Annotated in this window: 13 protein-coding genes; 8 read left to right on the top strand and 5 right to left on the bottom strand. The window is 53.1% G+C overall.

What is annotated here, in order from left to right; translation table 11 throughout:
- Position 1: 1 nt before the first annotated feature.
- Complete coding sequence (locus CUZ56_RS14620) at positions 2–412, bottom strand: surface-adhesin E family protein (protein WP_126981156.1); 411 nt, start codon at positions 410–412, stop codon at positions 2–4.
- Between the two features lie 186 nt (positions 413–598).
- Here CUZ56_RS14620 and pstS point away from each other — a divergent pair, with 186 nt between their 5' ends.
- From pstS to phoR, 7 genes are all read left to right on the top strand, one after another.
- Positions 599–1,651 (top strand): phosphate ABC transporter substrate-binding protein PstS, encoded by a 1,053-nt coding sequence (gene pstS, locus CUZ56_RS14625; protein ID WP_404948048.1) that lies wholly within the window; start codon positions 599–601, stop codon positions 1,649–1,651.
- A gap of 113 nt (positions 1,652–1,764) precedes the next feature.
- Complete coding sequence (gene pstC, locus CUZ56_RS14630; RefSeq protein WP_126981157.1) at positions 1,765–2,769, top strand: phosphate ABC transporter permease PstC; 1,005 nt, start codon at positions 1,765–1,767, stop codon at positions 2,767–2,769.
- 12 nt (positions 2,770–2,781) lie between these two features.
- Positions 2,782–3,654, top strand: a complete 873-nt coding sequence (gene pstA / locus CUZ56_RS14635; protein ID WP_239442608.1) for a phosphate ABC transporter permease PstA — start codon at positions 2,782–2,784, stop codon at positions 3,652–3,654.
- 41 nt (positions 3,655–3,695) lie between these two features.
- Positions 3,696–4,478 carry a phosphate ABC transporter ATP-binding protein PstB gene (pstB, locus tag CUZ56_RS14640; RefSeq protein WP_204250926.1) on the top strand — a complete coding sequence of 261 codons (783 nt, stop codon included), beginning with the start codon at positions 3,696–3,698 and terminating at the stop codon, positions 4,476–4,478.
- Between the two features lie 49 nt (positions 4,479–4,527).
- Positions 4,528–5,229: a phosphate signaling complex protein PhoU gene (phoU, locus tag CUZ56_RS14645; protein WP_126981160.1), complete on the top strand. Its 702-nt coding sequence runs from the start codon at positions 4,528–4,530 to the stop codon at positions 5,227–5,229.
- Positions 5,230–5,919 (top strand): phosphate regulon transcriptional regulator PhoB, encoded by a 690-nt coding sequence (phoB, locus tag CUZ56_RS14650; RefSeq protein WP_404948049.1) that lies wholly within the window; start codon positions 5,230–5,232, stop codon positions 5,917–5,919.
- 1 nt (position 5,920) lies between these two features.
- Entirely contained in the window at positions 5,921–7,273 is a 1,353-nt protein-coding gene (gene phoR / locus CUZ56_RS14655; protein WP_204250927.1) for a phosphate regulon sensor histidine kinase PhoR, read from the top strand.
- Positions 7,274–7,280: 7 nt separating this feature from the next.
- Here the strand turns inward: phoR and CUZ56_RS14660 are convergent, their stop codons facing one another.
- The 4 genes from CUZ56_RS14660 to earP form a co-directional block, all read right to left on the bottom strand.
- Positions 7,281–8,144: a BUD32 family EKC/KEOPS complex subunit gene (locus CUZ56_RS14660; protein ID WP_126981162.1), complete on the bottom strand. Its 864-nt coding sequence runs from the start codon at positions 8,142–8,144 to the stop codon at positions 7,281–7,283.
- 5 nt (positions 8,145–8,149) lie between these two features.
- On the bottom strand, positions 8,150–9,043 hold the full coding sequence (locus tag CUZ56_RS14665; RefSeq protein ID WP_126981163.1) for an LOG family protein: 894 nt from the start codon (positions 9,041–9,043) through the stop codon (positions 8,150–8,152).
- A gap of 182 nt (positions 9,044–9,225) precedes the next feature.
- The gene (gene efp / locus CUZ56_RS14670; protein ID WP_126981164.1) at positions 9,226–9,780 is read right to left on the bottom strand and encodes an elongation factor P; all 555 of its coding nucleotides are present in this window, start codon (positions 9,778–9,780) and stop codon (positions 9,226–9,228) included.
- Positions 9,781–10,054: 274 nt separating this feature from the next.
- Positions 10,055–11,188, bottom strand: a complete 1,134-nt coding sequence (gene earP, locus CUZ56_RS14675; RefSeq protein WP_126981165.1) for an elongation factor P maturation arginine rhamnosyltransferase EarP — start codon at positions 11,186–11,188, stop codon at positions 10,055–10,057.
- A gap of 67 nt (positions 11,189–11,255) precedes the next feature.
- Between earP and uvrC the strand changes: the two genes are divergently transcribed.
- Positions 11,256–13,421 carry an excinuclease ABC subunit UvrC gene (gene uvrC, locus CUZ56_RS14680; protein ID WP_126981166.1) on the top strand — a complete coding sequence of 722 codons (2,166 nt, stop codon included), beginning with the start codon at positions 11,256–11,258 and terminating at the stop codon, positions 13,419–13,421.
- Positions 13,422–13,424 lie beyond the last annotated feature (3 nt).

Consider the following 13,424-nt stretch of genomic DNA (forward strand, 5'->3'; position numbering starts at 1 on the left):
GTTACCTGCATACAGCATAAAACAAACGCATGCCGTTTTCATCGCTGTCAATCGGGGTGAATTCTTCTTCGGCGCCTGCTGTGTCTATGATCTTGCCCTGATGCCAGGGTTTTTCATAAAGGCGCATTTCGTTGATGCGTGCGGTTTTTGCCTGGCAGTCCAGTGTCATGTCAAGCCATGATGATGTTCCCCTGACGCCTGGTGTCTGCGGGCTGACATCGCTTGCCAATATGACGCGTCTCCAGTGGGAGTTGGATAAGTCGATCTGAATGGAGTTGGTGTCCAGATAAAAATCAAATCCTTTAGGGTCCTGAAAAACAGGCACCCAGTTTGCTTCTGTTTTGTCTGTGGAAGAACATGCAGCCAGAGCGGTCAGCAGGATGGCTAAGAGGAGATGAATGTATTTTTTCATGGTTCGGATTTCAAGCTGGAAAGATAGGTGGTTTTATTGTTAAAAATGGGCCAAGTCTTTTTTCAAGGTAAATACTACACGGTTTTACGTGTGATGCAAAGTTGTTAAGGCAAAGGTGTTGTCATATTTCTGTCATAAATGCTTGTCATAATCTGCAGCATGTTCATTAAATGACACGAAAGGACGATGATGAGAATAACAGTTAAAAAAATCATATTGAAGGCGGCATTGGCAGGGACGGTAGCCCTGGGGATGCTGACAGGAGCCATGGCGCAGAACGTAACAGGCGCCGGAGCCTCTTTTCCGGCACCGGTGTATGCGCAATGGGCTGACGCTTATTACAAAGCAACTGGTGTGCGGATCAATTACCAGTCAGTCGGTTCCAGTGCCGGCGTGAACCAGATCAAAGCCAGAACCGTCGATTTTGGTGCATCTGATGCACCATTAACGGATGCACAGTTGAAAGAAGCCGGATTGATCCAGTTCCCGACAGTGATCGGTGGCGTGGTTCCGGTGGTGAATATTCAGGGGATCAAGCCTGGAGAGCTCAAGCTCAACGGTGGGCTGCTGGCAGATATTTATCTGGGCAAAATCACCCGCTGGAATGACCCGGCCATTGCCAAACTCAACCCTGATCTGAAGCTGCCCGATGCAGCCATTGCGGTGGTGCGCAGATCTGAAGGTTCCGGGACTTCTTTTGCTTTTACCCAGTATCTTTCCAAAGTCAGTCCTGAATGGGAGCAGAAGGTGGGTACGGGTACCGCTGTCAACTGGCCTGTGGGTGCCGGTGGTAAAGGCAACGAGGGCGTTTCCGCTTTTGTGATGCAGTTGGCCAATTCAATTGGTTATGTTGAATATGCGTATGCCAAACAGAACAACATGTCACATGTGCAACTGGAAAATGCCGATGGCAAATTTGTTTCTCCCAGTGACGATACATTCAAAGCGGCAGCCGCCGGGATTGACTGGTCAAAATCGTTTGACCAAAGCCTGACCTATGCCCCTGGTGAGAAGGCATGGCCGATTTCAACGGCAACATTCATCCTGATTTACCAGCAGACCGACAAGCCCGAGCAAATGCGTGCCGTGTTGAAGTTCTTTGACTGGGCTTACACCCATGGTGATGAGGCCGCTTCCAAGCTGGACTATGTGCCATTCCCGGCAGAGGTCAAGGATATTGTTCGCAAAGAGTGGGCAAGTGTGGTTGATACCAAAGGCAATGTCATCAGCTACAAATAACAACATGGTTTTGTTGGAAAATCTGTATCAAGGCAATTTTCTTGGCGAAAGTTGCCTTGTATACTCTAAAACGATAATAACAACCGTGATGGCATAAAAAGGAAGTTTTTTGCATGTCCGTGCCTTCAGACCAAATATTAGAACCATCCGACTCCGCAGGTGCTTCGCTTTCTCAGCCGTTGCGTACGGTGCGAGGTGCATCCGGGGATTTTCTGTTTGCCTTTCTGGTCAGGGTTGCCGCAGTGATCAGTTTGCTGATGCTGGTGGGCATCATGATTTCTCTGATGATCGGTGCCGCGCCGGCGATCAAAGAATTTGGCCTGTCTTTTTTATGGACCAGTGAGTGGGACCCGGTCGCGCAGCGTTACGGCGGGTTGACCATGATCTACGGCACGCTGGCCACATCGGCCATTGCATTGCTGATTGCGGTGCCGGTGAGTTTTGGCATTGCCATTTTTCTGACAGAACTTTCCCCGAACTGGCTCAAAAAGCCGCTGGGTACTGCAATTGAATTGCTGGCGGCGGTGCCTTCCATTGTGTATGGCATGTGGGGGCTGCTGGTTTTCGGGCCGTTTCTGGCCCGTTTTGTACAACAACCATTGCAGGCCTGGTTTGGAGACGTGCCGTTTTTGAGCACGCTGGTTTCAGGGCCACCAGTCGGGATTGGTATTTTGTCTGCCGGGATTATTCTGGCGATCATGATCACGCCGTTTATTGCGTCGGTAATGCGCGACGTGTTTGAAATCACCCCTCCCATGCTCAAGGAGTCGGCCTACGGGCTGGGTGCGACGACCTGGGAGGTTGTCAGCAAGGTTGTGCTGCCTTATACCAAAACCGGTGTCATTGGCGGCATCATGCTGGGGCTTGGGCGTGCTTTGGGCGAAACGATGGCGGTGACGTTTGTCATTGGCAACATGAATCAGCTGAATTCGCTTTCACTGTTTGAGCCGGCCAACAGCATTACCTCCACACTGGCCAATGAGTTTGCCGAAGCAGCCAGCGGGTTGCACCAGGCTTCCTTGTTCTATCTGGGGCTGGTGCTGTTTGCCATTACATTTGTGGTGCTGGCTTTTTCAAAGCTGTTGCTGTTACGGCTCAAACGCCATGAGGGGAAATAACAGATGAGCAGCATGGCACCTTTGACCAAAGAGCAGCAGCAAAGCCGTCTGGCACACCACCGCGCGCGCCGGCGTAAAAATATAGTGGCACTTGTGCTGTCCATGGTGGCGATGGCATTTGGCGTGTTCTGGCTGTTATGGATTTTATGGGATGCGCTGCGCCTGGGTATTGACGGCCTGACATGGTCCGTTTTTACCGAGATGACGCCTCCGCCCATGGGCTCTGAAGGTGGGCTGGCCAATGCCATTGTCGGCTCGCTGATGATGGTTTTCCTGGCGACCCTGATTGCCACCCCGATTGGCATTCTGGTTGGCATTTACCTGTGTGAATATGGCAGGCGTGGTGTGTTTGCCGCTACGGTGCGGTTCATGAATGATATTTTGCTTTCTGCGCCTTCCATTGTCATTGGTCTGTTTATTTACGCTTTGTTGGTCAGGCCTTTTCAGGGATTTTCCGGCTGGGCCGGGGTGGCTGCGCTGGGGCTGATTGTTGTGCCGGTGGTGGTGCGCACCACGGAAAATATGTTGCAACTGGTTCCCGATGCATTGCGTGAGGCTGCTTATGCACTGGGGGCGCCTAAATGGAAAGTTGTTCTGATGGTTTCATTGCGTGCCGCCAGAGCCGGGGTGCTCACCGGCGTATTGCTGGCACTGGCGCGTATTTCCGGGGAGACGGCACCACTGCTCTTTACGGCGCTTTCCAACCAGTTCTGGAGTCTGGAGATGTCCGGACCATTGGCAAGTTTGCCGGTAACGATTTTCAAATTTGCGATGAGCCCGTTTGCCAACTGGCAAAAACTGGCCTGGGCTGGTGTGTTTATCATGCTGGTGGCGGTATTGGTGCTCAATATGCTGGCCCGTGCGCTGGTCAGAAATAAAGAATGATAAAAGTTGATACATATATGAATATGACGGAAGTAAAACAGATGGGGCTCAATACAATGCAGCAGGCAGGCAAACCAAAAATTGAAGTACAAGGCCTGAATTTTTATTACGGGCAGTTTCATGCACTGAAAGATATTACGCTATCGGTTCCTGAGCACAAGGTGACGGCGTTTATCGGCCCTTCCGGTTGTGGCAAATCGACACTGTTGCGGGTGTTTAACCGGATGTATGCACTGTATCCAGACCAGCGTGCAGAGGGCAAAATTCTGATGGATGGGCAGGATATTCTGGCATCCACCGAAGACCCGGCGCTGCTGCGGGCACGTGTGGGCATGGTGTTTCAAAAGCCCACACCTTTTCCAATGTCTATTTACGATAACATTGCGTTTGGTATCAAGCTGTTTGAAAAACTTTCCAGTGCAGATATGGACGACCGGGTGGAAAATGCCCTGCGCCAGGCTGCTTTGTGGGATGAGGTGAAGGATAAACTGCATAAAAGCGGCTCATCACTTTCAGGCGGGCAGCAGCAGCGTTTGTGCATTGCCCGGGGCGTGGCGGTCAAGCCGGAAGTGCTGCTGCTGGATGAGCCCTGTTCAGCGCTGGACCCGATTTCGACTGCGAAAATTGAAGAGTTGATTCATGAGCTGAAAAAGGATTACACGGTCATGATTGTGACGCACAACATGCAGCAGGCTGCACGTTGTTCAGACTACACAGCGTACATGTATTTGGGCGAGCTGATTGAATTCGGTGCCACTGATCAGGTGTTCTTTAAACCGCATCGCACGGAAACGGAAGATTACATTACCGGCCGGTTTGGTTGATGTGTGGTTGTAACAGTATATATGGAGTCTTCACAAAGACAGGATGAATATGGCGGATAAACATTTATCTTCACAGTTTGATGCGGATCTCAATGCGGTATCTTCGCGCATCATGGAGTTGGGCGGCCTGATTGAGTCTCAGATTGCCGCGGCAATACAGGCATTGGAACAATTCAATACCGAGATATCTGACCAGGTGATTGAACGTGAGGTGCTGGTCAACCAGATGGAAGTCGAGATTGATCGCGAACTGACCACGGTGATTGCCAAACGCCAGCCTACTGCGCGCGATTTGCGTTTGCTGATTGCCATTTCAAAAACCACCACCAATCTGGAGCGGGTTGGAGATGAGGCGGTCAAAATTGCCCGTATGGTGAAGTCCATCATTGATATGGGCATGCCTAAAACCCTGCCTTCTTCCGAATTACATATTGCAGCAGACCTGGCGGCCAAGCTGATACGCCAGGCGCTGGATGCGCTGGCACGCCTGGATGTGGATGCTGCAATAGCGATCATGCATGAAGATGACCAGATTGATAATGAGTTTGATGGTTTTGTCAGGAAACTGGTCACGTACATGATGGAAGATCCACGCACCATTTCTGCCAGCCTTGATCTGCTGTTCATTGCCAAGGCATTGGAGCGCATTGGTGATCATGCCAAAAATATTGCCGAATTCATTATTTATATCGTTAAGGGCGCGGATGTGCGCCACACGTCGCGGGAAAAGATTGATTCAGCCATTCATTAATTGATGATGCAAGCACGGATATTGATTGTTGAAGATGAACCAGCCATTGCAGAGCTGGTGGCCATTAACCTGAAGCATGCAGGCTTTGGCAGTGAGACTGCGGTTGATGCCAGGGCCGCGCGGGTTGCGGTGGACCGGGAGCTGCCCGACCTGATACTGCTGGACTGGATGCTGCCTGGTGAAAATGGCCTGTCTTTGGCAAAATACTGGCGCCAGCAGACACGTACCAGCATGTTGCCTATCATCATGCTGACGGCCCGTGGAGATGATGCCGACATTGTCATGGGGCTGGATGCCGGTGCTGATGACTATATGATCAAACCGTTTTCAACCCAGGAAATGCTGGCCCGGATTCGTGCGCTGCTCAGGCGTCGGGCACCCGAAGCTGCAGCAGAGGTGCTGGAGGTCGGGGCGCTCAAGCTGGATCAGGCCACACTGAGCCTGACCTGGAACGACGAGACGGTGCGCATGGGGCCAACGGAGTTGCGGTTGCTGAATTATTTGATGAGCCATCCGGATCGGGTCCACAGCCGTGGCCAGCTTCTTGATAAAGTATGGGGTGACCATGTTTTCATTGAAGAGCGTACAGTGGATGTGCATGTGAAAAGACTGCGTTCTGTTCTGGCCCAGGCCGGCTGCACCGATTTGATTGAAACGGTACGCGGTGCAGGCTACCGTTTAAAGGGTTGATGTGAGGCGCTGGCATAGCAGACGCATTTTTTATTTTCTGCTGGCATTGTTTGCCGGTGGCCTGCTGGGTGGCTTGGCAACCTCTTTTCTTCGGTTTTCTGCCGGAGTCGGTGTGCTGGGGGGCGCGCTGTTAGGGCTGGTTGCGATCTGGTTGATTGATTTGCAGCGGGCGACCAAAGTCATGAATTGGCTGGAAAATGACGATGCGCAGGCCCAGTTGCCGCAGACGTTAAAAGGCCCGGTAGACATCTGGTCTGAACTGGCCCGGCGTGCAGTACGCCTGATGCGTTTGCGTGATCGCCAGATTCAGTCTGAACAGCAGCAATTGCAACAGTTTTTGTCTGCCATGCAGGTGGCGCCAACCGGCGTGTTATTGCTCGACGAGAATGACCAGGTGACCTGGGGCAACGCCAATGCAGCCTACTATCTGGGGCTGGAATTCCCGCGCGATTACCGGCAGCATATTACCAATCTGGTGCGGCGGCCTGTGTTTGTCAATTATCTGATGCAGCATGCCTATGAAAACACGCTGCGCATGGAGTGGGGGCATGGGCAGCAGGGCACACTGATTTTGCAGGTGGTCAACTACGATGAGCAGCGCAAGCTGGTTTTGATTCAGGATATTACGGAGCAGGAGCGTATTGACCAGATGCGGCGCGATTTTGTTGCGAATGTGTCGCATGAAATGCGCACACCGCTGACAGTGCTTGCCGGGTTCATTGAAACCATGCAGAACCTGCCATTGGACAAGGGGGAGCAGGCTCATTACCTGGCGTTGATGGCCGAGCAGTCCAACCGCATGCAGGGTCTTATCAGTGATCTGCTGGCGCTGGCCAAGCTCGAAGGCAGCCCTGCACCAGGGGTAGACTCATGGGTTCCTGTTGTTTTGTTGCTTGAGCAGGCAGAGCATACAGCCAGACAGCTTTCCGGCGGACAACATGAAATAAGTTTTTCAAAAGCGGGGTCAGACCAGATCGCAGGAGAGCAGACGGAGCTGCTCAGTGCATTGAGTAATCTGGTAAGCAATGCTGTGCGTTATACGCCGCATGGCAGCAAAATTGCCGTGACCTGGCAGATTGAACCGGATGGCAGCGGGCTGTTGGTTGTCAAGGACAATGGGGCCGGCATTGCCAAAGAGCATATTCCGCGTTTGACAGAGCGTTTTTACCGGGTGGACCGTAGCCGTTCACGCCAGACCGGCGGTACCGGGCTGGGACTTTCCATTGTCAAGCATGTGATGCAGCGCCACGAAGGTGCACTGGAAATTGACAGCATACTGGGCAAAGGCTCATCATTTATCTTGAAGTTTCCGGCCAGCCGTGTCCGGCACGCTCAGGTTCCGGCTGAACTGTAGGTATTGATCAATATGACCCGTTGTCCTTGTGGTCCTGTTGTTGCAGGTGCTGCGAAATGCCTTGCGCAAATAATCCAAGCTGATACAGCCTGATGCCGTCACGGCCCAACCACTGAAAATGTTTCAGCCAGCGCAGGCGGGCCAGTTGCCGGAACAGGCGTTTGGCCTCCTGTTGTACATCAGCAGACTCCTGTTGCAGGTAATTCAATAAGAATTGCTGGCAGGCGGCCATGTCCTGGGTGACCAGGCTGGCAGTGGAGTGCAGAAACAAAGCCCAGTCGCGAATCTGTGCCTGTGCCAGTGTCATGACGGCGCTGGGGTCTTCTTCCAGGTCAAGAAAATAGATCTGATATGGGGGCTGGCCGGGCAGCGGGGCTGGTATTTTGTGCAACAGCATATTGCGGGCAAAACACTGGCTGAGAAAACAGCCGCGGGCGTGCACATCGGCAATGCTTTGTACTGCCTGCCGCCAGAGTTGCTGGCGCTCAAGCCATGCATCTGCATTTAACTGCTCATCCAGATTTTTGTCACCCACCGTACTCAGCGCGATCCATTGGGATGTGCTTGCCACAACATCGGGCACCGGAACGCCAGCTTCTTTCAGGTGCAGCAGCATTTGTTTTTCAATCTGTAATGAGGCAATGCCGCCAGGGCCGCCAGCATGAGGTGGCGCCTGAAAATAAGGCATTCCCATCCAGATCATCAACTGATTGGTGAAGGTGTACAACCAGCGCAGCCGGGGCGCGCTGGGCGTTTTGATCCACAGCGCCTGCCCCTGTGTGGTGGTGAGCTGAAATGTGCGGTCCTGCGGACGTGTCTGCCTGTGGGCTGTGATAGCCTGTTCGAGCGCATCAACCGGCGGGGTGTTCAATTCTTTTACCCTTCTACAGGCAGGTCATACCAGAAGCGGACCGCATTCCAGGCTTCTACCGGACTGTCTACAAACTGGAACAGGTCAACGTCTTCAGGGGAGATCATTTCCATGTCCAGCAGCATTTCAAAATTGATAAGTTGTTTCCAAAATGATGTGCCATAAAGCACCACCGGTACGGGGCGGCTTTTATGCGTTTGAATCAGCGTGAGCATTTCGAAAAGCTCATCCAGCGTGCCAAAGCCACCGGGGAAAGCAATGAGCGCTCTGGCGCGCATCATGAAGTGCATTTTACGGGTGGCAAAATAGTGAAAGCGCAGGCACAGTTCCGGTGTGATGTACGGGTTGAATTTCTGTTCATGCGGCAGGACGATGTTGAGCCCGATGTTGGGGCTGCCGCTTTCGCTGGCACCACGGTTGGCCGCTTCCATGATGCCGGGACCGCCGCCGGTGCAGACAAACACCTTGCGATCCTGTGGTGCTGCCTGCTCATAGGCGCCGATCATCTGCCCGATGATGCGGGCATCTTCATAGTAGCAGGAGTCTGCCAGCAGTTTCTGGGCGCGTTTAAGCTGAAGCTGAGATGCCGAATCCTGCGGGGCCAGGCTGAGCTGATGCTCTGCATCCCGCAGCAGTTGTGTGGCGGCTTCGCGCGAACGCAGGCGGGCGCTGCCAAAAATCACAATGGTGGAGTTGACGTTGTGCTCTTTAAGGATCAGGTCTGCTTTGAGCAATTCCAGTTGAAAACGCACGCCGCGGGTTTCATCACGCAGCAGAAAATCACCATCACTGAAGGCCAGGCGAAATGCGGGCGGATCTTCCAGTTCTTTACGCGGGTCTACGATGTCACGTGCCGCGATGGTTGATTTTGTATTGAGAAGATGAAGGTTTGCGTTCATAACTTGAATTCTGAAAAGCTAAAGGGCGTGATAGCGTGCCCGAGAAGCTTGCATTATAAAGCAAGGCATTTTTCCTAAAAATGTAAAGTACGGATCATGAAATAGAAAAGAGCCTGTAAAAGGCTCTTTCTGCATGCTTAATATTAGGCAATCAGGCAGTTAACCTGTTATACACCGTGCATTTACACGCGGCGGCGGTATTCGCCGGTACGGGTATCGATTTCCACTTTATCGCCCTGGTTGACGAAAATAGGAACCTGTACTTCATACCCGGTGGTCAGTTTGGCTGGTTTGAGCACTTTGCCGGAGGTATCGCCTTTGACAGCGGGCTCGGTCCAGGTGATTTCACGCACCACGGAGGTTGGCAGTTCTACGGAAATGGCTTTGCCTTCATAAAAGACCACTTCAACTTCCATGCCGTCTTCCAGGAAGTTCAGTGCGTCACCCATGTTTTCGGCTTCAACTTCATACTGGTTGTATTCGGCATCCATGAACACGTACATGGGGTCAGCAAAATAGGAGTAGGTGCAGTCTTTATGGTCCAGAATGACCTGGTCCATTTTGTCGTCGGCACGGAAAACGACTTCGGTGCCCATGTTGTTGAGCAGGCCTTTGAGTTTCATGCGCACGGTTGCAGCGCCGCGGCCTCCGCGGCTGTATTCGGTCTTCAGGACAATCATTGGATCTTTGCCCTGCATGATCACATTGCCGGCACGGATTTCTTGAGCAATTTTCATAACGAATGGTGTAACTTGAGTTGGTAAAAATAGAAGCCGCTCACGATCAAAGCAGGATATGTCAATCTCACAAATTTTAAATGGTCGTGTCGTGGCTTAAGCCATCAAGCATGCTCAGAAAAAGTATCTGCTGCCTAATGGCAAATTGGATAAACAACACATTTTAGCAGATCGGGCCGCGCTCTGGAGGGAACAAGCGCAAATGGATAGGGTATGCGGCCGGAATATGGAATCTCTTCCATGGTTTTTATTCAGATATACAGTGGTTTCAGGCTCATGCTGCAGATGTGGCAGTGCTTTTTTGCTGCACAAACCGAATCAGCGATGTGACCAGATCGGGCTGCGCCATCAGTTGGTGCTTCAGCTTTTCGAGCGCCAGTGCAGTTTCATCAAGTGACGAAAGCAAACAGGCCCAGTCTGGCGCTGATTGTGCGCTCCATTGGCGTTCAAAATCAACCCAGGACGAAGGGGCATCAGGAACCAGGGCAAGAAAGGCGTCCAGTTTATGCTGGTGTTCGCCGTCATCTTGAATGTAAGGTTGCCAGATAAAGGGTTTGCCAGCCCAGATGGCACGGATCCAGGAGTCTTCTCCGCGTACCATGTTCAAATCGCTGCTCCATAGCAGGCAGTCAAAATCCTGCTGCGACAGAAAAGGCAGCCAGGTGATGGTGATGTGACCATATTGCAAGGTGACGGGCGACTGAGGTGCCGTGCCAGGGAGATCTGTTACCGGAATGGACAGCAACGGGTTCAGCGCCTGTGCGGTGGCTCCCGGCGTGACCAGCAGGTGCACGGGTTTTGCGCTGTTTTGCCACTGGGCTATTAAGTCGGGCAGGCCGCGGTTGGCATAACAGAAGAGGCTGACGCGCAGATGGTCTGGCATCACAGGAATGCCATGCCGCAACAGCCAGGTGTCGGGATCAAAGTTCTGCTGCATTTGCGGTAATTCCGGCTCACGCAACAGCCCCCCGGTTTCTGGCGTGAAGCCGGGGTAATAGAACCATCGGGTTAAACCTTTGGCTGGCCCTGCCTGCTGCGGGGAGGGAAGGCCATGACACTGTGCCGCGTAAGGCTGGGCGCTGAGGTATTCCAGGTTAATCCAAATGGGAGGGGGGGATAGCACGGCTGCCTGTTGGAGATAACTGTCTGGGGCGTGGCAGCCAAAGGCTTCAATCAGAACTTCTCCAGGGGCAATATGATTGGCTGCCTCGTGCCAAGGTACAATCTGCACCTGGGGGCATGTGGCTGATGGTGTGTTCATCCATGACAGTGGCTGCGGGTCATCGATCCACAGCCGTGCAGATATCCCGCGTTGTCCCAGTTGTGTTGCCAGCCGCCAGCAGATCCCGGCATCGCCCCAGTTGTCTATAACCTGGCAAAAAATGTCCCAAACAGGTTTTTTCATCATGCTGTATTGTCGCAAATTGGCAGAATCATTTATGCTGTAGGGTAACCAAAGGCCGGTTGAATTTCCCATGAATCGAAAATCTCAGAAATCCAAAGATAAAAGCAGTCAGAACGGTTCAGCGCCATCCTCCCGTGTACAGAGTGAAGGCGCTGAAGAGCTTGAGCCTGCAACTGATGCACAGCAGGTCACCGATCAGGATAAACCCGCGATCAGCCCTACCGAAGCACAGCGCCAGTTATTACTGGAGACGGTTGCCGCATTGCCTGCGCTGCCTGGAGTGTATCGCTATTTTGATGCGGCAGACCAGGTACTGTATGTGGGGAAAGCGCGGAATCTGAAAAACCGTGTATCCAGCTATTTTCACCAGAACCATGAAGGCACCCGCATTGGCCTGATGGTTTCGCGCATTGCCCGCCTTGAAACCACGACGGTTCGCACAGAAGCCGAAGCACTGCTGCTGGAAAATAACCTGATCAAAACGCTGAATCCGCGCTACAACATTGTGTTTCGCGATGATAAGAGTTATCCCTACCTGCGCATCAGCGTGCACGACTATCCGCGCATCAGCTACTACCGTGGCGCAGTGAACAAACAGCATCATTACTATGGCCCTTATCCGAATGCCTGGGCGGTCAAGGAGTCGATCCAGTTATTGCAAAAACTGTTCAAGCTGCGTACCTGTGAAGACACCGTGTTTAACCACCGTGACAGGCCGTGCCTGCTATATCAGATTAAACGCTGTTCGGGGCCGTGCGTCAAGCTGGTCAGCCAGACGGATTACCGGGCCGATGTATTGAGTGCTGAGGAGTTTTTGGAAGGGGATACAGATGCCGTGATGGGGCAGTTGCAAAGCAGGATGAATGCACATGCGCAACAACTGGAATTTGAGCAGGCGGCGCTGGTCAGAGACCAGCTCAGTGCGCTGGCCGGGGTGTTGCAACAGCAAGCCGTAGAAGCCAACAGTGCCACGCAGATGGACAAAGAGGTGGACATCATTGCGGTTAAGGTACAGGGCGGAAAAGCCTGTGTGAACCTGGCGATGGTGCGCGGTGGCAGGCATTTGGGAGACCGGGCTTATTTTCCGGCGCATGTGGAGGATGGTACGCAGGTTCGTCTGGTAGACCAGCAACTGTTGCAACCGGATGAGCAGCAGGCATCGGGCCAGAAAAAAACAGGGGCTGCCTTGCCGAGCCATACGGCGGAAAACGCGGTGCTGGAAGCATTTATTGCCCAGCACTATATTGATTTGTCTTTGCCGGCGGTATTGGTGATGAGCCAGCCGATTTCTGCAGAACTGGTTGCCACATTGCAGGAGCAGGCCGGCCGAAAAGTCCATGTGGTGACGCATCCGCGCGGGCAACGCCGGGTCTGGCTGGATATGGCAGAACAAGGGGCGTCGCTGGCACTGGCGCGGTTGCTGTCACAAGAAGGAACGCAGCGCGAGCGTACGCGGGCATTGGTGGCTGCTTTGGGGCTGGATGTGGAACGAATCGATGAGCTGCGCATTGAGTGCTTTGATATCAGCCACACATCCGGCGAGGCAACCATGGCCTCCTGCGTGGTCTACCAGGACCACAAGATGCAAAATGCCCAGTACCGGCGTTATAACATCCGCGGCATTACGGCGGGGGATGATTACGCCGCGATGAAACAGGTTTTGCTGCGGCGATACAGCAAAGTGGTAGAAGCCATGCAGGGCGCTGCGGCAACTGGCGAGTCGGTGGATGCTGCTGCCGACAGTGACGTGCAAGACAAAGATAAGATTGCCAGTATGGTCACGGCCCGGATGCCGGACCTGGTGCTGATTGACGGCGGAAAAGGCCAGGTAGCTGTTGCACGTGAGGTGTTTGAGCAGTTGGGGCTGGATCTTTCCTGCATTGTCGGAGTGGAAAAAGGGGAAGGGCGCAAAGTGGGGCTAGAGGAACTGGTGTTTGCCGATGGGCGCCCCAAAGTGTATCTGGGACACGATTCTGCTGCCTTGATGCTGGTGGCTGAGATTCGTGATGAGGCGCACCGCTTTGCCATTACCGGGATGCGTTCACAGCGGGCCAAGGTGCGCACCGGCGCAAGCCGGCTCGAAGATATTGCCGGCATTGGCCCCAAGCGCAGGGCAAAACTGCTGCAGCGGTTTGGCGGTGTTCGCGGTGTGGCAAATGCCAGCGAAGAGGACCTGGCAACGGTAGAGGGGATTTCCCGTGAACTGGCGCATGAAATTTACCGGGCGCTCAGATAGTAT

This window comes from Saezia sanguinis, assembly GCF_003991585.1.
GTDB classification, from domain to species: Bacteria; Pseudomonadota; Gammaproteobacteria; order Burkholderiales; family Burkholderiaceae_C; genus Saezia; species Saezia sanguinis.

What these genes read in the sequence shown, in the direction of transcription:
- earP (WP_126981165.1), bottom strand. Translation starts at nt 11,188, where the DNA reads ATGATGAAAAAACCTGTTTGGGACATTTTTTGCCAGGTTATAGACAAC.
- pstB (WP_204250926.1), top strand. Translation starts at nt 3,696, where the DNA reads ATGGGGCTCAATACAATGCAGCAGGCAGGCAAACCAAAAATTGAAGTA.
- pstA (WP_239442608.1), top strand. Translation starts at nt 2,782, where the DNA reads ATGGCACCTTTGACCAAAGAGCAGCAGCAAAGCCGTCTGGCACACCAC.
- pstS (WP_404948048.1), top strand. Translation starts at nt 599, where the DNA reads ATGATGAGAATAACAGTTAAAAAAATCATATTGAAGGCGGCATTGGCA.
- pstC (WP_126981157.1), top strand. Translation starts at nt 1,765, where the DNA reads ATGTCCGTGCCTTCAGACCAAATATTAGAACCATCCGACTCCGCAGGT.
- efp (WP_126981164.1), bottom strand. Translation starts at nt 9,780, where the DNA reads ATGAAAATTGCTCAAGAAATCCGTGCCGGCAATGTGATCATGCAGGGC.
- CUZ56_RS14665 (WP_126981163.1), bottom strand. Translation starts at nt 9,043, where the DNA reads ATGAACGCAAACCTTCATCTTCTCAATACAAAATCAACCATCGCGGCA.
- uvrC (WP_126981166.1), top strand. Translation starts at nt 11,256, where the DNA reads ATGAATCGAAAATCTCAGAAATCCAAAGATAAAAGCAGTCAGAACGGT.
- phoU (WP_126981160.1), top strand. Translation starts at nt 4,528, where the DNA reads ATGGCGGATAAACATTTATCTTCACAGTTTGATGCGGATCTCAATGCG.
- CUZ56_RS14620 (WP_126981156.1), bottom strand. Translation starts at nt 412, where the DNA reads ATGAAAAAATACATTCATCTCCTCTTAGCCATCCTGCTGACCGCTCTG.